Genomic DNA, 23,931 nt, shown 5'->3' with positions numbered 1-23,931 from the left:
CAGGGCCGTTGGCTGATTCTCGATAGGAACTGGCAACTTATCGGAAGCCAGTAGCAGTCTCGCAGACTTCAATTGGGGTTGTCATTAAGAGATCCCAGAGGAAGGTGCGGCGATGCTGCGACAAATCGCTTGGCAATTCTTGGTGACCGTATCCATGGTGTCGTACCTGGTGACGACCCTTCCGACGCACGGGAAACCCGATGACGACGAGCCCTGCCCCCATCACCCCGTCAAGGTCGATCCGAAATGCGAACGCTCGGGCGCGATCCGGGAGAAATCACCTCATAACGGATAGCGTGCCGAGACTACGGTTTCGGCACGTTTCGCAAAATCAGTCCTCTTGTGCACGAACGAATTCCGCGAATCCCGGAATGGTGAACTCCAGGACCCCATGGCCCGCGACGGCGATGAAGCCCTTATCGATGAGGCCTGCGCGGGCGGCACTGATCGCCCGCGAATCCCGGCCCATGACGGCGGCGATATCTGACCGGCCGGCCAACCGCTGATCGGTCAGTGACTGCGCCATCGCGGCCATAAATCTTCGCTGCACCGGAGTCGCGTTGTTCCAGCGCGCACGAAAGAGAGCGTCCATGTCTTCGGCGACCCGGCCGGCCGCGTGCTCGACATCGGCTTTCCGGATCTGGCCGCCCGGATCCGGATAGCCGGCGCGCGCCCATGCGGCGTCCGCATACAGCTGCAGGGTGTGCGGATACCCGTTCGTCTGCGCGATGACGGCATCGAGCGCGTCCTCCGCCCAGGTGACTCCGATCTCGCCGGCGGGTTTGACGAGCGCCACCCGAGACGCGTCGGGGCCGAGGCGATGCAGCGTGCGGTAGGCGAACCGCTCACTGAATGTCGCCGCGGCACTGATGATCTCCGGCGTCTGTGGCAGACCCGCCGCAAAGACCCCGACGGGCAGGGTATCGGCTTCGGCCTGCAGGTCCTGCCAGGTGACGGCCAGGGTGCGCAGCCCTTGCCGGTCGGCGTCCTGGACTTCGTCGATCAGCAGCACCAGACCGCGGTGTCCCTCCTCGCGCGCCGCGTTGGCGGTCTCGATGATCAGTTCCTTGAACGACGGCTCTGACAATGACCCCGCTGACCCCTCAGACCCAGCCGTGCCCAATGCCGGTTTGACAGTCGCGCCGACCTGGGCCACACCGGGCACGCCCGCGGTGATGCTCACCTGATCAATGGCGCGCAGCAGTCGGCCGCGTGACTTCTTCTTCCACCCTGCGACGCGCGCACGGATCTGGGTCGCGATGGCCTGCGCGAGCGGCTCGTCGCCCCCGGCGGTGACCCACACCGTCGCCACCCCGCGAGCCTCGGCATCACGCTGGACCTCACGCAACAGTGAGGTCTTTCCCACACCGCGCGGGCCGGTGTCGACACGGATGCGCCCGATCAGCCGGCCGAGCTCGGCCATGTACATCAGTCGCTCGCCGATCTCGGCAAGCTGTTCGGCGCGACCAACCACCTCACGTGCCACCTGGCCGGGTGTGTACGGGCTGGGTTGCATACCGAATCCTCACTTGATACTTCATGGGGCTGTATCAATAGGTATCAGGAGGGTACGACATCCCGGATACTTTTCGATACTTTCGCTGATGTATCGATTGGTATCGGGTTGCGATGTCTCAATCCGGCCAATCGGCCGCGCTGCATTCAGGTGCCTGAAGCTTCGTCACATACCATCGCCCTCGTGCCATTGCCGTCTGAATCCCTATCGTCGAGAAGCGGGACAGCAGGTGCAGCCCAGCGGGCACGTCTGATCTCATTGGCCGCGGCCACCATCGGTGTGCTGCTGTGCGTGCTCGTCCCACTGCTGCCGGTCCGTCAATCCACCGCCGAGATCACCTGGCCACAGGGCGCCACGGCCGATGGGAACATCACCGGCATCACCGCACCGTTGGTGTCGGGCGCGCCGCTGTCCTTCGAGGCGCACATTCCATGCACCGCCATCGCGACACTGCCCGCCAACGGTGGCGTCGTGCTTTCCACCAGCCCCGACGGTGGGTTCGAGGCGAGCAGGCACGCATTGTTCGTCCGCGCGACATCGGACCTGGTGGTAGTCGCCTTCCGCGATAACGTCGCGACCGTCGCCCCGCGCAAGGCAGTGGAGTCCGGCGGCTGCACCACGTTGGACATCTGGGCCAACGCCACCGGCGTGGGCGCGAACTTCGCCGGACTCCCCAATGCCACCGGGACCCTGTCCATCGAGAACAAGCCTCAGGTGACCGGCCTGTTCACCGACCTCAAGGTCCCCGCAGCGGGCGGACCGACCGCCCACGTGGTGATCGACACCCGGTTCATCACCAGCCCGACCGCACTGAAGCTGGCGGCCATGCTGCTCGGTATCGCCGCGGTGGCGGTCGCGATCGGAGCGCTGGCCGCGCTGGAGCGCGGCGGACGTCGGCCCGCTCGGCTTTCATTCCGTCTGCCCGACCGCGCGACCCTGCTGACCACTGGGGTCGCCGATATCGGAGTCATTGGCACACTGCTTCTTTGGCATGTCATCGGCGCCATCACCTCCGACGACGGCAACATCCTCACCGAGGCCAGAGTGGCGGACCAGGCCGGTTACGTCACCGAGTACTACCGCTACTTCGGCGCTACCGCGTCCCCATTCGATTGGTACGCAACCCTTTTGAACTGGCTCACGCAGGTGAGCACGGTCGGCGTCTGGATGCGGGTGCCCGCAACCCTGGCAGGCATCGGCACCTGGTACATCCTGCGCAAGAAGATGCTGCCCCGGCTCGGTGGGCAGCTCGCCGCGAGCCGGACCGCCGTGTGGACCGCAGCACTGGTCTTCCTCGCCGCCTGGCTCCCCTTCAACAACGGCTTGCGGCCCGAACCGATCATCGTGTTCGGCACCGTGATCGCCTGGATTCTGGTGGAGCGCTCTATCGCGACCCGCCGCCTATCCCCCGCCGCACTGGCGATCGTCGCCGCGCTCCTCACCGCGACCGTCGCCCCCCAGGGGCTCATCGCGCTCGGGCCACTGCTCGCGGGTGGACGCGCCATCGCCCAAGTCGTCGCCGCGCGGCGCCTGCGATACGGACGGTTCACCCCGATCGCGGTGCTGGCGGCATCGGTCGCGGGCGTGCTGGCCTTCACGTTCCGGGACCAGACCCTGGCCACCGTCGCCGAATCCGCCCGCATCAAGTACGTCGTCGGCCCGACGATCGCGTGGTACCAGGAGTTCCTGCGCTACTACTTCCTGACCGTCGAATCCAACGTCGACGGGTCGCTGACACGACGCATCGCGGTATTGATCCTGCTGCTCTGCCTTTTCGGCACACTGGCGGTCCTGCTACGCCGTGGCATGCTGCCCGGCCTGGCCAGCGGGCCGGTATGGCGCCTCATCGGCAGCACCGCGATCGGGCTGCTGCTGCTCACCTTCACCCCCACCAAGTGGGCCATCCAGTTCGGCATCTTCGCCGGACTGGCCGGCGCCCTCGGCGCTGTCGCGGCCTTCACCTTCGCCCGGGTGGGACTGCATTCTCGACGCAATCTCACGCTGTACGTGACGGCGCTGCTGTTCATCCTGGCGTGGGCGACCTCCGGTATCAACGGCTGGTTCTACGTCGGCAATTACGGCGTGCCGTGGTTCGACAAACAGCCGGTTATCGCCGGACACCCGGTCACCACTATGTTCCTGGCCTTGTCGATCGTCACTGCACTGCTCGCCGCATGGCAGCACTTCCGCCTGGACTACACCGGGCACACCGAGGTCGAGAACAATCGCCGCAACCGGCTCCTCGCCTCCACCCCACTGATGATCGTCGCCGCGATCATGGTGATCCTCGAGGTCTTGTCTATGGCCAAGGGTGTCTACGCGCGCAGCGACACCTACACCACCGGCAAGGCCAACCTATTGGCACTGACTGGTAGCGATCCGTGTGCCATGGCCCGCGACGTGCTAGTCGAAGCAGATGCTAATGACGGTCTACTGCAACCGGTTCCGGGACAAGCGGCAGGCAAGTACGGCCCACTCGGCGGCATGGATCCCGTCGGCTTCACCCCCGACGGCGTGGATACCGGCATGACGTCGCTGCCCGTCATCGGCAAGCCGGGCCTGGTGAACTCCGATGCCTCACCGAACGCGCCGATCATGGAGGTGAGCGACGCGGCCGGTACCACCGGCGGTATCGGCCCTACCGGAATCAACGGCTCCAGCGCGCTGTTGCCGTTTGGCCTCGATCCGGCTCGCACCCCGGTGATGGGCAGCTACGGCGAGAACTCGATTGCCGCGCACCTCAAGTCGTCCTGGTACCAGCTCCCGCCCCCCAGTCCGGATCGGCCTTTGGTGGTCATCTCGGCTGCCGGTGCGATCTGGTCATTCCAGCAGGACGGCACCTTCAACCCCGAGATCAACTATGGTCAGCCGCTCAAGCTGGAGTGGGGCACCATGGGTCCCGATGGTGCGGTCAAGGCTGTTCGCCAGGATCTGCCCATCGACATCGGGCCCCAAAAGGTCTGGCGCAATCTGCGATTCCCTATGAAGACCGCTCCGCCGGCCAACGTGGTCCGGATCGTCGCCGATGACCCCAACCTCTCCAGCGACCAGTGGCTCGCATTCACCCCACCTCGTGTCCCCACCCTCAAGACCACCCAGGATCTGTTGGGCTCCGACACCCCGGTACTGCTGGACATGGCTGTGGCACAGAACTTCCCGTGCCAGCGGCCGTTCGGCGAGCGCCTGGGAGTGGCCGAGCTGCCCAAGTTCCGGATACTGCCCGAGCACAAGCAGGTTGCGACATCGTCGAACATGTGGATGTCGGCCGAGGACGGCGGGCCGTTCATGTTCACGACCGCGCTGCTGCGAACCTCGTCGGTCCCTACCTATCTGCGTAACGACTGGTACCGCGACTGGGGTTCGATCGAGAAATACGTGCCCGTCCTCGGGCCTGATCTAGCACCCAACGCCCAACTCACCGAGGGCACCGTCGTCGTGAACGGCTGGACCCGTCAAGGACCGATTCGAGCCCTGCCATGACAGAGAAATCCGTGACAGACGTCTCCCCTGAGGCCCGCAAGCTGCATATCGCACGATGGACGGCAACCGTTTTCGGTCTGCTCGGGTTCGTGCTCTGCATCTCCATCCCGCTGCTACCGGTCAAGGTGTCCACCGCGACCCTCAACTGGCCGCAGCAGGGTCAGCTGAACAGCGTCACCGCGCCACTGATTGCCCAGACACCCATGGATGTCACGGTGACGGTGCCGTGCGACATGGTCCGCTCCGCGCCCGCGAACGGCGCGGTGATCTTGGGTACCGCGCCTCCCGAAGGCAAAGAGGCTGCGCTGCAGGGCCTGTTCGTCAAGGTGTCCAAGGAACGCGTCGACATCACCGACCGCAATGTCGTGATCGCCAGCGTTCCGCGCACCAAGGTGGCCTCACCGGACTGCCGACAGATCGTCATCACGTCCACGGACAAGGGCACATTCGCAACGTTCGAAGGTCTTCGGGGAGACGCGGATGAAAAAACCGGCAAGGAGCTCACCAGCGGGTTCCCCGATCCCAACCTGCGTCCACAGATCGTCGGCGTCTTCACCCAGCTCAACGGTCCCGCCCCCGCGGGGCTGAGCCTCACCGCACATATCGACACCCGATTTTCTTCTAGCCCAACGTTTCTCAAACTCATTGCGATGGTGGGCGCAGTCATCTCCACCATCATCGCGCTGCTGGCGCTGTGGCGGATCGACCAGACCGACGGCCATCGCATGCAACGGATCATCCCCACCCGCTGGCGACGGTTCGATCTCACCGATACCGTCATCATGGGCAGCCTGGTGGTCTGGTACGTCATCGGGGCGGGGTCATCGGACGACGGCTACCAGATGGGCATGGCCCGTACCGCCGAGCATGCGGGGTACATGGCCAACTACTTCCGCTGGTTCGGTAGCCCCGAGGACCCGTTCGGCTGGTACTACAACCTGCTGGCCATCATGACGAAGGTCAGTGATATCAGCCTGTGGATCCGGCTGCCCGACCTCATCGCCTCACTGGTCTGCTGGCTGCTGATCAGCCGGGAAGTGTTGCCCCGCTTGGGTCCTGCCGTCGCGCGCAGCCAACCCGCGGCGTGGGCCGCCGGCTTCGTGCTGCTGGCGTCGTGGTTCCCGTTCAACAACGGTCTGCGCCCCGAAGGCCAGATTGCCGTGGGATCGCTGATCACCTGGGTGCTCGTCGAGCGGGCCATCACCTCCAGACGGCTGACCCCGGCCGCGCTGGCCACAATCACCGCGGCCTTCACCCTTGGCATACAGCCGACAGGACTGATCGCCGTGGCAGCGCTGCTCGCCGGTGGCCGGCCCATCCTGCGGATCATCGTAAAGAAGCATCGCCAGGTGGGCACCTGGCCGGTGGTGGCGCCCATGCTGGCCGCCGGAACGGTCATCCTGCCCGTGGTGTTCTCCGACCAAACCCTGGCAACGGTCTTGGAAGCCACCAGAATTCGCACGGCCATCGGCCCGGCACAGGCCTGGTACACCGATAACCTGCGGTACTACTACCTGTTCCTGCCGACCGTGGACGGTTCGGTATCCCGACGGTTCGGGTTCCTGCTGATCCTGCTGTGCCTGTTCATCGCGATGTTCATTCTGTTGCGCCGCAAGCGTGTTCCCGGAGTCGCACGCGGGCCCGCCTGGCGGGTGCTGGGCGTCGTCTTCGGCACCATCTTCTTCCTGATGTTCGCGCCGACGAAGTGGGTGCACCACTTCGGGCTGTTCGCCGCGCTGGGTGCGGCCGTGGCAGCCTTGGCCACGGTGCTGGTATCGCCACAAGTGTTGCGTTGGAGTCGCAACCGAATGGCGGTCGTGGCCGCGGTGCTCTTCGTGCTGGCATTGAGCTGGGCCAGTGCGGCCGGTTGGTGGTACGTCTCAAGTTTCGGAATCCCGTTCAACAGCAGCATGCCCAAGGTCGCCGGAATAAGTGTCAGCACAATATTCTTCGCGCTCTTCGCACTCGCGGTGGCCTATGCCGCCTGGCTGCACTTCTCGCCCGGGCGCACCGAAAATCGCGTGACGAGGTCCATCACCTCTGCCCCGGTGGCCTGGGCCGCCGGGTTCATGGTGCTGACGTTCATTGGCTCGTTGGCGATCGGAGTAGTTCGGCAGTATCCGACATACTCCAACGGCTGGGCCAATATCCGCGAACTGGCAGGCGGCTGTGGGCTGGCCGATGACGTGTTGGTAGAACCGGACCCGAATGCCGGTGCGCTGGCGCCGGTACCCGGCCCGGCCGGGCCGCTGGGACCGCTGGGTGGTACGAACCCGGTCGGGTTCACTCCCGACGGCGTCCCCGACAAGATCGTCGCCGAAGCCATCCGAATGACCGACTCACGGCCCGGTACCGACTACGACTGGGATTCCAAGGATCGCAACACGACACCGGGCGTCAACGGCTCCACGGTGCGACTGCCGTACGGGCTGGATCCGGCCCGGGTACCGATTGTGGGCTCCTATCGAGTGGGCCCACAACAACAGGCGAAGGTGACCTCTGACTGGTACCAGCTGCCGGCACGCGATACCGCCCATCCGCTCGTCGTGGTGACGGCGGCCGGAACGATCGCCGCCAAGAACGTCAAGGGCGATTTATCCGGCCAGACATTGCAATTGGAGTACGGCACACCTGGGTCCGGCGGTGCGTTCACACCGGCCGGCCGCCTCACGCCCTATGACCTGGGACCCGCACCGTCGTGGCGCAATCTGCGCTTCGCCCGTTCGGATATCCCCGACACCGCCACCGCCGTGCGCATCGTGGCGGTCGACGGATCGCTGACCCCGGGCGACTGGTTGGCCTTCGCCCCGCCTCGGCTACCCGAGCTGAAGTCGTTGGAGGAGTACGTGGGTCGGACAAAGCCTGTGCTCCTGGACTGGACGGTGGGACTTGTCTTCCCGTGCCAGCAGCCGATGCTGCACCGGAACGGGATTACCGAGATTCCCGAGTTCCGGATCACCCCGGACTACGACCAGAAGCGCAAGGACACCGATACCTGGCAGGACGGCGAGAACGGTGGCCTACTCGGTGTCACCGATCTGCTGCTGCGGGCGCACGTGATGCCGACCTACCTGTCGAAAGACTGGGGCAGGGACTGGGGCTCGCTGCGCAAGTTCGACACCATCGCCGATGCCCAGCCGGCGGAGATCGAATACGGGTCAGCGGTGCACAGCGGATTGTGGACGCCGAACAAGATCCGCATCAAGCCGTAGTTCACCTCGACGAGCGCGCACTCAGGCAGGCATTGCACGAGTAACGCTGTGCGTAAGTGCGCGCTCGGCGGGTCGGTAAGGGCTAGTGGTGGCCACGGCGGCGATTGCCATGGCCGCCGCCGCCGAATAGCCCGCCCATGATGCCGCGGTAGTCCTGCTGCGGCGGCGCGGGTGGATAGGGCTGCGACGGCGACTGGTCGATATGCGCCGACGGGCCGAACCGAGCGGCGCCGTCTACAAACTGCTGAAGGCTGTCCTGCTCCAGGAGCACTGCGGCGCATCCCGTGCATTGGAAGGTGCGCACGCCGAACCACTTCGTCGACAGCATCTGCGACTCACATTTGGGGCATGTCAGGGGCTGAACGTTTGTCATTACACATGCTAGCATGCATATGTTTGCATGAGTTATGAGAAGGAGTGAACATGGCAGCGGACGCACACCAGCACGGATCCGGGCACTCGCATAGCCACGGTGTCAGCGCGAACGCCGATCGGAAATGGCTGACCATCGCCTTGGTCCTGATCGGCGGATTCATGGCCATAGAGGTCGTCATCGGCGTCATCGCCCAATCACTGGCCCTGATCTCCGACGCCGGACACATGCTGACCGATGCGGCATCGATCGTGTTGGCACTCATCGCCATCCGATTGGCAGCACGCCCTGCCCGCGGCAGCTACACCTACGGCCTCAAGCGGGCCGAGATCCTGTCGGCACAGGCCAACGGCGCCACGCTGTTCCTACTTGCCGCCTTCTTCATCTACGAAGGTATCCGCCGCCTGATCACACCGCCGGAGGTCTCGGGGCTGCTTGTGTTCGTCACCGCCCTCGCGGGAATCGCCGTCAACGTGGCGGCCACCTGGTGCATCAGCAAGGCCAACCGGTCCAGCCTCAATGTCGAGGGCGCCTTCCAACACATCCTCAACGACCTGTACGCATTCATCGCCACCGCCGTCGCGGGTGCAGTCATATGGCTCACCGGGTTCACCCGTGCGGATGCCATCGCCGCCCTCGTCGTCGCCGCGCTGATGCTCAAGGCCGGATGGGGGTTAGTGCGTGAATCGGGACGCATCTTCATGGAAGCCGCTCCCGCAAATCTGGACCCCGACGCCATCGGAGCTCAGCTCGCATCCGTTGAATCCGTCACCGAGGTGCACGATCTGCACATCTGGCAGATCACGTCCGGCCAGCCCGCGCTGTCCGCGCACATGCTGGTGGCGCCGCAAGCGGACTGCCACGGAATACGGCGTGATATCGAGCGGTTATTACATGAGCAGTACGACATCGACCACACGACATTGCAGGTCGATCATGAGGACACCGAGACATCGGAGCACTGCCTCGACCCCCATGGAAAGCCGTACCGCGCGGACGAAAGCACCTTGCCGAGCACCGGTTAGGGATCTACTATCGTTTGTAGTAGACCGACGGAGGTCACGATGTCACCACTCGCCGCTCGCGCCGACGCGTTTCTGCGGGCGGCCACCATCGCCTTCATCATCGGCTGGGGGTTGGACCTCGTCGACCACCTGCGACGCGGCCCGAGCGCTACCCCGCTGGTCCTCACCTACCTCGCCGGTACTCATGCACTTTTCATCGCAGTCGCGGTCACAATGATCCTGCGCCACCGCAAGCACGCGCCGGAGGCCACTGTGGTCGTCGGCACCGCCAGCGTCCTCGGGCTCGGCTATGTGCACCTCATGCCGACGTACTGGCCGGCCGTACAGGACAGCTTCATCTCCGGCCCACGCGTCGACGTCACCTGGTTCTCCTGGGTGACGGTGGTGGTGGCAATCGGTGCGGCCATGGTGTGGGCGCATGCGGGTAGCCGCGCCCTGGTACTGCGCGACTAACCCGCCAAACACGAAACCCCCGCCACGCTGTGCGTGCGGGGGTTTCGTGCGATGAATCGTTAGATCGGGGTCAACCCGTGTTTGCGCTGCACGCGACTGATCTGCTTGTCTTTCAACAGGTTCAGCGACTTGCGCAGCAACAGCCGGGTCTGATGCGGTTCGATGACACCATCGATGTAGCCACGTTCGGCGGCGATCCACGGCGTGGCCAAGTTGGCGTTATAGCCCTCGATGAAGTCCTGGCGGATCTTCTGCACCTCCGGCGCCGTCGGATCGGGGAACCGCTTCACCAGCAGCTGCGCCGCACCCTCCGCGCCGATCACGGCGATCCGCGCGGTCGGCCACGCGTAGTTCAGGTCGGCGGAGAGCTGCTTGGAGCCCATCACCGCATATCCGCCGCCGTAAGCCTTGCGAATGATGACAGTCACCTTCGGTACGTCGGCTTGCACGACGGCGTTGAAGAAGCGCCCGCCACGCTTGATGACGCCGGCCTTCTCCTCCTCCACGCCCGGCATGGCGCCCGGGGTGTCGACCACGAACACCAAAGGCAGATTGAACGAGTCGCAGAACAGGATGAAGCCGGCCGCCTTATCGGAGGCTTCGTTACCCACCGCACCGGACATGTGCATCGGCTGGTTAGCGATCACCCCGACCGGGTGACCGTCGACGCGAGCGAACGCGGTGATCATGGAAGGACTGCGCTGGTCGGCAATCTCGAAGACGTCACCATCGTCGAAGATCCGCAGCAGGATCTCCATCATGTCGTAGCCCTGGTTATCGCTATCCGGGACGATCGTGTCGAGATACCGATCGTCCTCGGTGATTTCGGGCTCAAGACCCGGGTTGACGATCGGCGGATAGTCAAAGGTGTTGGCGGGCAAGAAGCCCAGGTAGTCGCGCACGTACTGGTACGCCGCGGCCTCCGACTCGACCACCTTGTGAATGTTGCCGCGCTGCGCCTGCACGTCGGCGCCGCCCAGCTCATCAAACGTGACATCCTCGCCGGTGACGTCCTTGATGACGTCCGGGCCGGTAATGAACATGTAGCCCTGATCGCGCACGGCGACCACCAGATCGGTCTGAATCGGCGAATAGACCGCTCCGCCTGCACATTTCCCGAAGATCAAGGAGATCTCCGGGACCATACCGCGCAGCATCTCATGCCGGCGGCCCAGCTCCGCGTACCAAGCCAGCGAGGTGGCGGTGTCCTGGATGCGGGCACCCGCCGAGTCATTGATCCCGACCACGGGGCAGCCGTTGGTAGCCGCCCATTCCATGAGCTTGGCCACCTTGCGGCCAAACATCTCCCCGACGCTGCCCTGGAACACCGTCTGGTCGTGCGAGAACACCGCAACGGGACGACCGTCGATGCGGCCGAAGCCGGTCACCACACCGTCGGTATACGGCGCGTTGGGATCATTGGGTGTGCGGGCGAACGCGTCGATCTCCATGAAGCTGCCCTTGTCGAGCAGCGCGTGGATGCGGGCCCGGGCACTCGGGATGCCCTTGGCGTCACGCTTGGCGATGGCTTTGGGATCACCCGGCTCCTGGGTGAGCGCCATCCGCTCACGCAGGTCGGCGAGCTTCTCGGCGGTTGTGTGTGGAGGCACTATCCCTAACCTTCCTGGTTCTGGGCGTTGATGGTGCGCAGCGCCTGACTCATATGTGCACCGACCTTAGCGATGACCGGTTCGTCGATTATCTGGATGTGCTCCCCACCGACGGGAACCACCTCAAGATCCGCGACGAACTCACCCCAGCCGCCATCGGGCTGCCGAGTCGCGTACGCAGGCTCGAACGTAATGGCGTCATCGTGGTAACGGTCCGCCATGTACAGCGTCATATGCCCGTCGAACGGCACCGGATTCGAGGTATCAATGGCCCGCTGATCGAGATACGACGTGCGCTGGTGCTCGATGATCCCGCCCGGGATCTGCACACCGCTCGCCTTGACCGCCTCCAGCACGAACCGCACCTGAGCCTCGTCGTCGAGCTCCTCCAGCTGCTCGTAAGGGATCGCCGGAATCTGCACGTTGAACGTCTTCTCCGCGAACTTGGCGTACCGATCCCAGCGCTTGCGAGTCTCTTCAGGAGTCTGCAGGATCGGCGTTCCCGGGCGCACACCATCGATATTGCCGACCCACGCGACCTCCGCACCGGCTGCCCGGAGGCCCACCGCGCAGGCGTACGCCAGCACCGCACCGAGTGACCATCCGGCAAGGATGAACGGACCCTTGTGCAATTCCAAGAGCTTCGGGACGTACTGGGCAGCCCGCTCCTCGATGGTGCCCTCGACGCGCTCGAGACCGAACATCGGCGTGTCCTCGGGCAGACGCTTCAGCAGCGGCTCGTAGACAACTGTCGACCCGCCCGCCGGATGGAATACGAAGACGGGAATGGTCGCGGTGCCTTCGGCCCGGGGGCGCAGGATCCGCACGAAACCGTCGATCTTCCCCGCCTCCAGCCGGCTGCGGACAACCTCGCCCAGTGCCTCGATGGTCGGCGCGAGCTTGACCTCCTCGGCGCTGATCTCGCCATCGGCACGCTGCGAAAGGCGTTCGGCGAGTTTATCCGCCGTCGCGTCGTCGATCTTGGACAGCGCGTTGAAGATGCTGCCCGGCGACTCCCCGGTGACGATGGCCCACGTTGCGAAGGCGACACGTTCGGCGGCATCACGCGGTGGCACATCGGCATTCAATGCCTCGGCGATGGCCTCCTGATTCATCACGGCCGCGGCCCGCGCCAGTTCAGAAGTCTCCGCCGAGATGACATCTGTGCCGGCTGATTCCGGCGTTTCGCCCGCGTCGGTCTCATCTTGCGCGGGGGTGGGGACAGCGGCCGGCGTGCTCTCCAGCGCCTTTTCGATATCGGCCTTGGACAGCACCCCAGCACCCGGCGCAGCATCCTTGAACTCGTCGGTCTGCTGGTACGCGTGCAGGTCAGTTACCGCGTCGGGGTTCTCCAGCGCGTAGACGACCAGCCGCTCGACATCGTGCAGGTTCGCATCGCGTACAGCCTGCAGCTGAATGGGCGGCAGGCTGAAGTCGAACTCGACGCGGTTCTTGATGCGCACTGCCATCAGCGAGTCCAGGCCCAGCTCGATGAGCGGCACCTCGAGGGGTACGTCCTCGGGCTCATAGCCCATAGCCAACGACACGATGGCCGCAAGGCGCTCGATGACGGGCTCCCCGGACTCCTTGCTCCACTTCTTGAAGTCGGCACCCGCACCCGCCCCGGAGAGCAGATGGTCGTGAATCTCTTCGGGCACTTCGTCTTCCACGACAGCGACGGCTGCGCCTGCCACCGGGCCACCGACAAAGGTGGAATCATTCGTGGCGGTTCCCTCGGCCCGGCCGGACGACACCGCGAACGGTAGTGCGCCGCCCTGCCCGGCCCGGGAAACCACCGCGTCGTAGACGAGCGTGAAGGATTCGCCGATTCGGGCGTGCACCTGCACGGTGGCTCCACCCGGATGCCGCGACAGCGTGGTCACCAGCGTGGAACCCTCACCCGGGATGGCCCGCTGCTCCGAGGCGGTGAGCTGAGCATCCGAAAGAACCGATACCGCAGCGGCCTTCACCAGCTCGGGGAAATCGACCTCGGCGGCTCCCGGGCTCCACTCCCACACATGCTTGCCATCGGGCAGCGACACGTGCGTACCCGGGATCCGGCGTGAACCATCGGCACTGAAATGCGCCGGAAGCCAATGCGGCTTGCGCTTGAACTCGGTCGCGGGGATCGACGCGTAATCGGACGACTTGACCGCCTTGCTGAACAGCGTCCGCGGATCCAGGCTGTGGCCGTACACATACAGCTGGGCCATGGTCTTCACCATGGATTCGACCTCGTCCTCCTTGCGGGCGAGCGTCGCGATCAGCTGCGCGTCGGGAAGTCCCGAGGCCATAGTGGTGAGCCCAACCTGCATGAGCGCCACTGGATTCGGGGCCAGCTCCAGGAACGTAGTGTGCCCTGCGTCGACGGCGTTACGGACGCCGTGGGTGAAGTAGACCGAATGCCGCATCCCCTTCTTCCAGTAGTCGACATCATGGACCGGGTCACCGCCCGGGCGGATATATGTGCCCTCGTGCACCGTCGAGAAAATCCCGATGTTCGGGGTCATCGGCTCGATGCCCTGCAACTCGGCAGCGAACTCGCCGAGCAGCGGGTCCATCTGTGAGGTATGGCCGGCACCCTTGGTCTGCAGCTTGCGGGCGAACTTGCCCTCGGACTCACAGCGGGCCACGATCGCGTCGATCTGCACCGGCGGACCGCCGATGACGGTCTGCGACGGTGCGGCGTACACGCACACCTCTAGGTCCGGGAAGTCGGCGAACACCGTCTTGAGCTCGTCGGCCGAATACTCGACCAGGGCCATCAGCCGGATGTAATCGCCGAACAGCATCGCTTCGCCCTCACCCATCAGGTGGGCGCGCGAGCAGATGACGCGGGTGGCATCACCCAGGGACAGCCCCCCGGCGAAGTAGGCCGCCGCGGGCTCGCCCAGCGACTGTCCGATCACCGTGGTGGGCTTGGCGCCATGCGCCTTGAGCACCTCGCCCAGTGCAATCTGGATCGCATAGATGGCGATGTTGCTGGTTTCGATGCCGTATTCGTGTGAGTCGTCGAGGATCAGCTCGACAACGGAGTAGCCCCGCTCGTCCTGCACATACGAGTCGACCTTGTCGATCCACTCGGCGAAGAGCGGATCGCGCAAGTACAGGCTCTTACCCATCTTCCGGTGCTGTGCACCGAAACCAGCCATCACCCAGACTGGGCCGCTGGTGACGGGCCCGTCGGCGGAGTACACGTAAGGCTTCTGCTTACCCTCTGCCACCGCACGCAGACCCTTGACGGCCTCTTCGTGATCGTGGGCCAGCACCACCGCACGTGAACGGCCGTGGTTACGGCGCGACAGCGAGCGGCCGATGGACTCCAGCGAGTAGGACTGGCCCTCCTCGGTCTCCATCCAATCTGCCAGCGCGGCCGCAGCGGCCTTCTTACGAGAGGACAGGAAGCCCGAGATAAACAGCGGGACAACGGGAGTCACCGGCTCTTCATCCGAAAGAGCAGCAAGCGCTTCCTCTTTCAAACGCTTGGCCTCGTCTGTGAGCCCGGGCAGTTCCACCGGCTCGTCGGAATAGCCACCGACGAACTCGCCGTACTCGTCAAATCGTGACGCGCCGGAGTCGACATCGCCTTCGGTATCCGCCTCTGCCACAGCGTGTTTGCCGTTTTTGTCCGCATCACCTTCGGATTCGGATTCGGACGGCTCACTCGGCTCTACCAGATCGATGGGCAGCACTTCGCGCACCACGATGTGGGCGTTGGCTCCGCCGAAGCCGAAGCCCGAGACACCGGCGATGGCATGTCCGCTGTAGCGCGGCCAATCGGAGACTTCGTCAACGACCTTCAGGTGGATGGCGTCGAAGTCGATGTAGGGGTTGGGCCCGGTGTAGTTGATCGATGCCGGAATCTTGTTGTTCTGCAAGGCGAGAACGATCTTCGACAGGCTCGCGGCGCCGGCCGCAGACTCCAGGTGTCCGAAGTTCGACTTGGCCGAACCCAGCAGCGCCGGCTTGTCGGCGTCGCGGCCACGCCCGACCACCCGGCCCAGCCCGTCCGCCTCGATCGGATCGCCGAGGATGGTGCCGGTGCCGTGCGCCTCGATGACATCGACGGTGCGGGGATCGATTCCCGCGTCCTTGTAGGCCTTACGCAGCACCTCCGCCTGAGCATCCGGGTTCGGTGCGAGTAGGCCGTTGGAGCGGCCGTCGTGGTTGACCGCGGAGCCGGCGATGATCGCCATGATCGGGTCACCGTCGCGGCGCGCATCGGAGAGACGTTTGAGCACCAGCATGCCGCCACCCTCGGAGCGGCTGTACCCATTGGCGTCCTGGGAGAAGGACTTGATGCGCCCGTCAGGCGCGAGAATGCCACCCACCTCGTCGAAACCGATAGTCACGACGGGGGTGATGATGGCGTTGACACCACCGGCCACCACCACGTCAGCCTCACCCGACCGCAGCGCCTTCACACCCTGGTGCACCGCGACCAGCGAGGAAGAACACGCAGTGTCGACCGTAACGCTCGGCCCACGGAAGTCGAAGAAGTACGAGACCCGGTTGGCGATAATCGAACTCGCGTTACCGGTGATGGCATACGGGTGGGCGTTGGCGGGATCGGCCACCGTCAGGTAGACGTAGTCGTTGTTGGTGCTACCGACATAGACGCCGACGCTGTCCCCCTTGAGGCTGGATGCCGGGATACGAGCGTTTTCCAGTGCCTCCCAGGTTAATTCCAGCGCGATCCGCTGCTGCGGATCCATATTGTCGGCCTCCATCTTGGACAGCGTGAAGAATTCGGCATCGAATCCCTTGATGTCCTTGAGGTATCCCCCGCGGGTAGCGGCCTGTGCCACCCGCTCGGCAATACGCGGGTCGACCGTGAACTCTTCCCAGCGCCCCTCGGGCAGGTCGGTGATGGCGTCCCGGCCTTCCAGCAGTGCCTCCCACAGCTGCGCCGGAGAGTTGACATCGCCAGGCAGGCGCGCCGCCAGGCCGATCACCGCGATATCGAATTCGCCTGCGGGATCTCGAGACCAGTCCTCGTCACCGGCATCCGGCAGCGCGGGCTCGCCCTCGACGATGCGGGTGGCCAGCGACTCGATCGTGGGGTGCTGGAAAGCCACGGTGGCGGTCAGCGTCACCCCGGTGAGGTCTTCGATATCGGCTGCCATCGCGACGGCGTCGCGTGAGGACAAACCCATCTCGACCATCGGTGCCGATTCGTCAATGCGATCGGGGCTCACCCCGGTGGCCTTGGCGATCCAGTTGCGCAGCCACTCGCGCATCTCGGGAATGGTCAGATCGCCCTGCGCTGAGCCGCTTACGCCAGCAGTGTCGGAGCTAGCGCCGTCTTCCGTCGCCTTTGGAGCCTCGAGCCCGGTCTCTGGTGTCGAATCCTGTTGTATATCAGTCATGTTCGAGCCCTCTCCGGGGTATTGCGTGCACTGATCGACGATCAGCTGTGCTATCTGCTCTACTGCTTGTCGTCAGGGAATGCGGTCTGCTGGTAGCCGCCACGCAGGCTGCCATCCAGGTAGCTGGTCCGGGCGGCACGCCGGGCGATCTTGCCGCTGGAGGTCCGGGCGATGGAGCCGGCCGGGACCAACAGCACATCGCGGACGGTCACACCGTGCCGCACCGCGACGGCGGCGCGCACATCGTCGCCCACCGTCTGGTTGTCCGACTTGTGTCCGCCGACGCTGCGCTCGCCGATGACGACCAGCTGCTCCGAGGAATCCTCCGGGTCATACTTCAGACCCGCGTGCGGGTTGTCGAAGACCTCCTGGGGCAACTGATTTGCCGGTACCGAGAAGGCCGCGACATAGCCCGGGCGCAATGCCTTGTTGGCTTCTTGCGCGGTGTACTCGATATCCTGCGGGTAGTGGTTACGGCCGTCGACGATGATGAGGTCCTTGACGCGACCGGTGATGTACAGCTCGCCGTCTACCCACACCCCCAGGTCACCGGTGTTGAGCCACATTGCGTCATCCGGCACACCTTCGGCGTGCGATTCGCTGATCCGCGACTTGAGGGTGTTCTGGAACGCTTCGCGCGTCTCCTCCGGGCGGCCCCAGTAGCCCGAGCCGATGTTGTTGCCGTGCAGCCAGATCTCGCCGACCTGGTTGTCGGGCAGCTCAGATGCGGTCTCACCGTCGACAATCGCCGCCCACTCGTCGCGGGCCATCCGGCCGCTGGACACCTGGGTCAGCGAGTTTTCCGAATCCGGTTCCACCTGCGCGATACGCCCGGCGTTCAGCTCGGTGCGGTCCACATGCAGCACGCGCGCCGTATCCGAGTTCCAGATGGTCGAGGAGACGAACAGGGTGGCCTCGGCCATGCCGTAGGACGGGTGAATAGCCCTGGGGTCGAAGCCATACGGCTCGAAGGCCTCGCAGAACTTCTTGAGCGATGACGTCGACACCGGCTCGGACCCGTTGATGATCGAGTACACGTTGGACAGGTCCAGCGGCGGCTCACCCTCCTTGGGCACACCGCGCGTCGCGCAATGCTCGAAGGCGAAGTTGGGTAGCGCCGAATAGGTTCCGGCACGGTCGTCGCCCTTGACCCCCATCTCGCGCAGCCACCGGATGGGGCGGCGGATGAACGCCGCCGGGCTCATCACCGTCATGTGGCGACCGATCATCGACGGCAACATCGCCGTGATGAGACCCATATCGTGGAAGAACGGCAGCCAGGTGGTCCCGCGTGAACCGTCTTGGCCTTCCTTCACCGACAACGCATCGACCAGCTGCAGCAGATTGGTGGCCAGCGACAAGTGCGTGATCTGCACACCGGCCGGGGCACGGGTGGAGCCGGAGGTGTACTGCAGATAGGCGATGGTGTCCCTGGTGGCCACGGGCTCCACCCAGGTCTGCGCGACCTCCGCGGGAATCGCATCGACGGCGATGACGCGGGGACGCTCCTTGGGAGGACGGTTCCGGAAGAACTTACGCACACCTTCGGCGCATGCGGTGGTGGTGAGGACCGCGGCCGGCTGGCAGTCGTCGAGCACCGCGTGCAGGCGGCCCGCATGGCCGGCCTCGCTGGGGTCGAACAGCGGCACCGAGATCGCACCGGCATAGAGCGCACCGAAATGTGCGACGAGGTAGTCGAGGCTCTGCGGGGCCAGGATGGCGACGCGGTCGCCCGGCTTGGTTACCTGCTGCAAGCGAGCGGCCACGGCACGGTTGCGCGCGCCGAACTGCGACCATGTGATGTCGATATACGCGCCGTCGCGCTCGGTGGAGAAGTCGAGGAACCTGTACGCCAGGGTGTCAGCCTGTGACTGCGCCCAGCCTTCGACGTGACCGACGATGCTCCCGTCTTCGGGGAACTTGATCCGGCCTTCCGTGTCGATGAACGGGTTGACGAACGCCATGTGTGCTTCTTCTCCTATGACGGCGCGCCGGTGCGCGGTGGTCGCGGGCCTGAGGCATTCGCGAGTACGCGCCATCGCGAACGTCAAGATCCACGACGATCGTACCGAGAGGCAATCGCGTACTACGGCAGCTCAGGCGGCCATTCGCGACGAGATTATCGGTCGGTGTCGGCGAGCCAAAATCCGTCGACCTCGCGAACGGCTTTACGGTCTTATTTTTCTCTTAATCTTAGGTGAGCGTACAGCGCCCGCCAAATGCCCCGGCGCCCTGTTGCCGAGATGACATCTAAGCGGCCGGCGCACGAGCGAGTACGGACCCTCATCCGCACCGGTGGTCTTCGCGCAAGCGGCTCATCCGTGCTTGGGATGGGGCGCCCTGTCGATGAGCCCGTCGGCCCAGTTGGTGGTCCATACCGTCGCGGGCTGGCCGTCGATCTGCCAGAACTCCGGCGTGGCATACAGCGCGTGCACCGGCGCACCGGCGCCACCGGACAAAACATCCAGTGTCTTGCCCAGATTGGAGATGTTGAATGCGTCCGGGGGTGCTGCGCAGATAAGGTCCCCCGTACCGCAGATCTGATTGGTGCGGTCATTGAGCTCACCGAACCCGCCGGGGCGTGGGCCGGACATCTTCAGCCCGAACGATTCCAGGACCCCCAGATCACCGAGGGTGACCTCGGCGCCCTGTCCGGGCGGGTTGGGTCCGGGCGACTGCCCAACACCATCCTGGCGGCGGCCGTCCGCGATCAATGTCACGCCGAGCACCAGATCCTGGTCGACGGGGCCCTCGCCGTTTCCGATCTGGCTGGCAATGTCGCCGGCGATCACCGCGCCCTGCGAGAAACCGACGATGACGTAGCCGGTGAGCGGGCAGCGCTCGTACATCTCCGTGAGCTGCTTGAGCGCCCGGTCGGTGCCCTCTTTGCGGCTGTCGTTGTACGACATCTGGTTGTCATTGGCGAACGGGTTGTGGAACTGCGCGGTGTACGGCACCGTCCACGTCTCCAACCGCGCCTTGTCGAACTTCTCGGCGATCGGCCGGGAGACGTTCAGCAGCAGTGAGCGCGGGAACTGGGTGGGATTGAGCGGGTCTTCGGTGGGCGACGACTCCCAGGTGCCCGGGATGATGAGTGCTTGCACATCGGGGCAGTCGGCGCTCTGGAACGCGGGCCGAGGCTTCTGGCCGGGTCGTGTCAGCGGCGGCGGCGTCGTGGTCACCTGCCCCTGACCGGGTGTGACATCGTCGGGCCTGCGGACGATCACGACGACGATCGCGATCACCAGGATGACGACGACGGCAACGGCAAGCGCCGCCGCCAATCCGAGAATCCTGTGCCGTTTCCCGTTCGCACTCGGCTTAGTCGTCTTGCTCATCTGTCTCCCTAGCCCGTTCACGCGTCACACCGCGCGTAATCGCTTCCACGGTACCGGCAGTCCGCAGCGAAGTTAGTGACCCACTACAGCCTGCACCTGCGCAAATGATCGCTACGGCGCGAATTTCGTTACTCGATTGTGCCCCGAACAGACAACGGCGGCGACCACCGAAGTGACCGCCGCCGTCCGTTGACTGCTGTTATGCCTAGTGGCTACCGAGGTAGCTCACCATGTCGGACTTCATCGCCCTGAGCTGGTTGCCCCAGTAGGTCCAGTTGTGCAGACCACCCGGGGGGAACTCCACGTGGGCGTTCTTGCCGCCGGCAGCGGTGTAGGCGTCGACGTACTTCTTGTTGATACCGATGGCCATGCCCTCGAGGAAGCCGCCGGTGAAGTTCTCGAAGCCGTTACGGCTGGCATCCAGCTCGGTGGAGTCACCGCTACCGCAGTAGATCCACAGCCGGGTGCCGTTGGCCACCGTCTTGTCGATGTTGAGGAACGGGTCGTTGCGGACCCACGCCGGATCGCCGTCCGGGCCCCACATGTCCTCTGCACTGAAGCCACCGGCGTCGCCCATGGCCATGCCGACCTGCCCCTTCATATCGGAGGGGTTCAGGAAGCCGGAGAGCGCACCTGCGTAGATGAACTGCTGCGGGTGGTAGTTGGCCAGCGTGATGGCGGATGCGCCACCCATGGACAGGCCGACTACGGCGTTACCGGTCTTGGACACGCCGTTATTGGCTGCCAGGTAGGCGGGCAGCTCCTGGGTCAGGAAGGTCTCCCACTTGTAGGTGAAAACACCATCCTTGCCCTTGGCCGGCTGGTACCAGTCGGTGTACCAGCTGGACTGGCCGCCGACCGGCATGACCACCGAGAGGCCGGACTGGTAGTAGTCCTCGAACGCCGTGGTCTCGATGTCCCAGCCGTTGAAATCGTCACGCGCACGCAGACCGTCCAACAGGTAAACGGCCTTGGAGCCGCCGCCCTGGAACTGAATCTTGATGTCGCGGCCCATGGACGCCGAATGCACCTGCAGGTCCACGACCGGAAGCCCGGGACGCGAGAAGGCGCCCGCAACGGCCGAACCACCGGTGACACCGATGAGTCCTGGTAAAACTGCGGCGGCCGCGGCCACCGTCACAACTCGGCGCACAGTGGCACCACGCATATTTGAAAAGAGCTTCATTACCTCAGTATCCCGTCTTCTTCAGCCGGCGTTACATTACATGTCAGGCCGATGGACATCCCTATGGGTTCCCCGAGGTAGTCAACCACATCGGACTAAGAGCCGACAGCACCCTACTGCATTGTTGGCCCTCTGCAACAAGACCGATGTTAAGCGGTGACATAGCGCAAACCCCGGGGACCGCAAAGCGGCGGTCCCCCCGTCCTGCAACAGGGTGACCACCGCTTCGGCGATTGCTAGTACTAGTGGCTCTGCAGGTAGGCGACCATGTCAGACTTCATCGCCTTCAGCTGCTGACCCCAGTAGGTCCAGTTGTGGATACCGCCCGGAGGAAACTCGATGTGGGCGTTCTTACCACCGGCTGCGTTGTAGGCCTCGATGAACTTCTTGTTCGAACCGATGGCCATACCCTCGAGGAAGCCGCCGGTGAAGTTCTCGAATCCGTTACGGCTGGCATCCAGGTCGGTGGAGTCACCGGTGCCGCAGTACAGCCACAGGCGAGTGCCGTTGTCGATGATCTTCTGGATGTTCACGAACGGGTCGTTCCGCTGCCAGGCCGGGTCGCTATCCGGGCCCCACATGTCGGAGGCGCTGAAGCCGCCGGCGTCACCCATGGCGAGGCCGATCTGGAACTTCATGTCCGACGGGTTCAGGAAGCCCGAGAGCGCCCCCGCGTAGATGAACGTCTGCGGGTGGTAGACCGACAGGGTCAGCGCGGCCGAGGCACCCATCGAGAGGCCGACGACCGCGTTACCGGTCTGCGAGAGCCCCTTGTTGGCAGCGAGGTACGCCGGGAGCTCCTGAGCGGTGAACGTCTCCCATTTGTAGGTCCAGACGCCGTCCTTGCCCTTGGCCGGGTTGTACCAGTCCGTGTAGAAGCTGGACTGCCCGCCGACCGGCATGACCATGGAGATACCTGACTGGTAGTAGTCCTCGAACGCCGTGGTCTCGATGTCCCAGCCGTTGAAATCGTCGCGCGCACGCAGGCCGTCCAACAGGTAAACGGCCTTGGCGCCACCGGGCTGGAACTGGACCTTGATCTCGCGGCCCATCGACGCCGACGGCACCTGCAGGTACTCGACCGGAAGCCCCGGACGCGAGAAGGCGCCCGCAACAGCCGAACCGCCGGCAACGCCGACGAGACCCGGCAGCACGGCCGCGGCCGTCGCCACAACAGCCAGTCGGCGCGCGGAAGCACCGCGCATCTTCGAAAAGAGCTTCATTTACTTCGTATTCCCATCTGTTTCAATCGATTTCCCACGTCAGGCCAACGAGCTTGATGGATGCCTACCGCATGCTCGGCGGTAGTCAACCACATCCCTGGACCTGCCAAAACCATCACTATGTACGCCTGCTGGCCCCTCAATCCGACGAGAGACCCTAGCTGTTGAGAGTGGCAATCAGATCACCCTTAAGCGCCTGCAGTTGCTGTCCCCAGTACGGCCAGGAATGGTTCCCGGACGCGGGGAAGACAAATGTGGCGTTGCTGCCACCGGCGGCGGCATACGCCTGTTGGAACCTCTTGTTACCGCTGACCGCCAGCGACTCCAAGCTGCTAGCGCTCAGGGCCACACCGGCATCGCCGTTTTCGTCGATGGGTGTCGAGCCACCAGGAGCGCAGTAGACATAAAGGCGGGTCCCGTACGCGACCAGCGCCTGGACCTGCACCGTGGGGTCATTGCGCTTCCACGCCGGATCCCAGGGCGGACCCCACATATTGTCGACGCTGTAACTGCCCGCATCGAGCATGGCGACCCGGATCGCGTTGGCCATGAAGATGGTCGAGGGGTTCAGGAACCCTGACAGCGAGCCGGCGTACTTGAACTGAGCCGGGTGATATGCGGCCAGGATCAGTGCCGCGCCGCCACTCATCGAGAGCCCTACGACTCCGTTGCCCGTGGCCGCCACCTGCTTATTAGTGGCAAGGTACGCGGGCAGCTCCTGTGAAAGAAAAGTTTCCCACTTGTACGTGTACGGCTGCTTGTTGAGCGCCGAGGGCGAATACCAGTCGGTGTAGAAACTCGACTGCCCACCGACGGGCATGACCACCGAGATACCCGACTGGTAGAACCACTCGAATGCTGCGGTGTTGATATCCCAACCGTTGAAGTCGTCCTGGGCACGCAGCCCGTCCAGTAGATAGACCGCATGCGGCCCACCGCCCTGGAATTCGACGCGGATATTGCGCCCCATCGAGTTCGAGTAGACGTCCAGGTATTCGACCGGAAGTCCCTCACGTGAAAAAGCGTGCGCAGTCGCGGGAACAACAACCGAGCCCGAGACAACCACCGCAGGCATCACAAAGGCCGCCAACAGGGCCGTCAGCACGCGGCGGGTTTTCACTCGCACGCTCATCTGGGGTCCATCCG

General features: G+C 64.5%; 14 protein-coding genes. 5 read left to right on the top strand and 9 right to left on the bottom strand.

Annotated elements, in window-relative coordinates; genetic code table 11:
* Window positions 1-112 precede the first annotated feature (112 nt).
* Complete coding sequence (locus AB0H22_RS12540; protein ID WP_180750510.1) at window positions 113-295, top strand: hypothetical protein; 183 nt, start codon at window positions 113-115, stop codon at window positions 293-295.
* Window positions 296-331: 36 nt separating this feature from the next.
* On the opposite strand, the gene AB0H22_RS12535 is transcribed toward AB0H22_RS12540, so the two are convergent.
* A complete protein-coding gene (locus AB0H22_RS12535; protein ID WP_180750509.1) occupies window positions 332-1,516 on the bottom strand; it encodes an ATP-binding protein in 1,185 nt (394 codons plus the stop codon).
* A 189-nt stretch (window positions 1,517-1,705) separates the two neighbouring features.
* On the opposite strand from AB0H22_RS12535, the gene AB0H22_RS12530 reads away from it, so the two are divergent.
* Window positions 1,706-4,996: an arabinosyltransferase domain-containing protein gene (locus AB0H22_RS12530; protein ID WP_358147031.1), complete on the top strand. Its 3,291-nt coding sequence runs from the start codon at window positions 1,706-1,708 to the stop codon at window positions 4,994-4,996.
* On the top strand, window positions 4,993-8,208 hold the full coding sequence (locus AB0H22_RS12525; protein ID WP_358146791.1) for an arabinosyltransferase domain-containing protein: 3,216 nt from the start codon (window positions 4,993-4,995) through the stop codon (window positions 8,206-8,208). The genes AB0H22_RS12530 and AB0H22_RS12525 overlap by 4 nt, the downstream gene beginning before the upstream one ends.
* 82 nt (window positions 8,209-8,290) lie before the next feature.
* On the opposite strand, the gene AB0H22_RS12520 is transcribed toward AB0H22_RS12525, so the two are convergent.
* The gene (locus AB0H22_RS12520; protein WP_358146790.1) at window positions 8,291-8,536 is read right to left on the bottom strand and encodes a hypothetical protein; all 246 of its coding nucleotides are present in this window, start codon (window positions 8,534-8,536) and stop codon (window positions 8,291-8,293) included.
* Between the two features lie 95 nt (window positions 8,537-8,631).
* On the opposite strand from AB0H22_RS12520, the gene AB0H22_RS12515 reads away from it, so the two are divergent.
* Both AB0H22_RS12515 and AB0H22_RS12510 read left to right on the top strand, forming a co-directional pair.
* Entirely contained in the window at window positions 8,632-9,606 is a 975-nt protein-coding gene (locus AB0H22_RS12515) for a cation diffusion facilitator family transporter (protein WP_180750506.1), read from the top strand.
* 39 nt (window positions 9,607-9,645) lie between these two features.
* Window positions 9,646-10,059 (top strand): hypothetical protein, encoded by a 414-nt coding sequence (locus AB0H22_RS12510; protein WP_180750505.1) that lies wholly within the window; start codon window positions 9,646-9,648, stop codon window positions 10,057-10,059.
* A 59-nt stretch (window positions 10,060-10,118) separates the two neighbouring features.
* Here AB0H22_RS12510 and AB0H22_RS12505 read toward each other — a convergent pair whose 3' ends face one another.
* The 7 genes from AB0H22_RS12505 to AB0H22_RS12475 all read right to left on the bottom strand — a co-directional run bounded on the left by AB0H22_RS12505 (window position 10,119) and on the right by AB0H22_RS12475 (window position 23,917).
* The gene (locus AB0H22_RS12505) at window positions 10,119-11,621 is read right to left on the bottom strand and encodes an acyl-CoA carboxylase subunit beta (protein WP_219603160.1); all 1,503 of its coding nucleotides are present in this window, start codon (window positions 11,619-11,621) and stop codon (window positions 10,119-10,121) included.
* Between the two features lie 53 nt (window positions 11,622-11,674).
* Window positions 11,675-17,038 carry a polyketide synthase Pks13 gene (gene pks13 / locus AB0H22_RS12500; RefSeq protein WP_358146789.1) on the bottom strand — a complete coding sequence of 1,788 codons (5,364 nt, stop codon included), beginning with the start codon at window positions 17,036-17,038 and terminating at the stop codon, window positions 11,675-11,677.
* A 59-nt stretch (window positions 17,039-17,097) separates the two neighbouring features.
* Entirely contained in the window at window positions 17,098-19,002 is a 1,905-nt protein-coding gene (fadD32, locus tag AB0H22_RS12495) for a long-chain-fatty-acid--AMP ligase FadD32 (protein WP_180750502.1), read from the bottom strand.
* A 351-nt stretch (window positions 19,003-19,353) separates the two neighbouring features.
* Complete coding sequence (locus AB0H22_RS12490) at window positions 19,354-20,376, bottom strand: cutinase family protein (protein ID WP_358146788.1); 1,023 nt, start codon at window positions 20,374-20,376, stop codon at window positions 19,354-19,356.
* Between the two features lie 205 nt (window positions 20,377-20,581).
* Entirely contained in the window at window positions 20,582-21,562 is a 981-nt protein-coding gene (locus tag AB0H22_RS12485) for an alpha/beta hydrolase family protein (RefSeq protein ID WP_180750500.1), read from the bottom strand.
* 242 nt (window positions 21,563-21,804) lie between these two features.
* Complete coding sequence (locus AB0H22_RS12480) at window positions 21,805-22,785, bottom strand: alpha/beta hydrolase family protein (protein ID WP_180750499.1); 981 nt, start codon at window positions 22,783-22,785, stop codon at window positions 21,805-21,807.
* Between the two features lie 157 nt (window positions 22,786-22,942).
* Entirely contained in the window at window positions 22,943-23,917 is a 975-nt protein-coding gene (locus AB0H22_RS12475) for an alpha/beta hydrolase family protein (protein ID WP_358146787.1), read from the bottom strand.
* Between the last annotated feature and the right edge of the window lie 14 nt (window positions 23,918-23,931).

The sequence above is a fragment of the Mycobacterium sp. NPDC050853 genome, assembly GCF_040653875.1.
Lineage (GTDB): Bacteria > Actinomycetota > Actinomycetes > Mycobacteriales > Mycobacteriaceae > Mycobacterium.
The sequence above is the reverse complement of the archived record's forward strand: the minus strand, read 5'-3'. Positions and strand labels throughout refer to the sequence as shown.

Excerpts from the sequence above, each read along its gene's own strand:
- AB0H22_RS12515 (WP_180750506.1), top strand. The coding sequence starts at position 8,632 with ATGGCAGCGGACGCACACCAGCACGGATCCGGGCACTCGCATAGCCAC.
- AB0H22_RS12485 (WP_180750500.1), bottom strand. The coding sequence starts at position 21,562 with ATGAAGCTCTTTTCAAATATGCGTGGTGCCACTGTGCGCCGAGTTGTG.
- AB0H22_RS12520 (WP_358146790.1), bottom strand. The coding sequence starts at position 8,536 with ATGCTGTCGACGAAGTGGTTCGGCGTGCGCACCTTCCAATGCACGGGA.
- AB0H22_RS12490 (WP_358146788.1), bottom strand. The coding sequence starts at position 20,376 with ATGAGCAAGACGACTAAGCCGAGTGCGAACGGGAAACGGCACAGGATT.
- pks13 (WP_358146789.1), bottom strand. The coding sequence starts at position 17,038 with ATGACTGATATACAACAGGATTCGACACCAGAGACCGGGCTCGAGGCT.
- AB0H22_RS12540 (WP_180750510.1), top strand. The coding sequence starts at position 113 with ATGCTGCGACAAATCGCTTGGCAATTCTTGGTGACCGTATCCATGGTG.
- AB0H22_RS12505 (WP_219603160.1), bottom strand. The coding sequence starts at position 11,621 with ATGGCGCTCACCCAGGAGCCGGGTGATCCCAAAGCCATCGCCAAGCGT.
- fadD32 (WP_180750502.1), bottom strand. The coding sequence starts at position 19,002 with ATGGCGTTCGTCAACCCGTTCATCGACACGGAAGGCCGGATCAAGTTC.
- AB0H22_RS12525 (WP_358146791.1), top strand. The coding sequence starts at position 4,993 with ATGACAGAGAAATCCGTGACAGACGTCTCCCCTGAGGCCCGCAAGCTG.
- AB0H22_RS12510 (WP_180750505.1), top strand. The coding sequence starts at position 9,646 with ATGTCACCACTCGCCGCTCGCGCCGACGCGTTTCTGCGGGCGGCCACC.
- AB0H22_RS12475 (WP_358146787.1), bottom strand. The coding sequence starts at position 23,917 with ATGAGCGTGCGAGTGAAAACCCGCCGCGTGCTGACGGCCCTGTTGGCG.
- AB0H22_RS12480 (WP_180750499.1), bottom strand. The coding sequence starts at position 22,785 with ATGAAGCTCTTTTCGAAGATGCGCGGTGCTTCCGCGCGCCGACTGGCT.
- AB0H22_RS12535 (WP_180750509.1), bottom strand. The coding sequence starts at position 1,516 with ATGCAACCCAGCCCGTACACACCCGGCCAGGTGGCACGTGAGGTGGTT.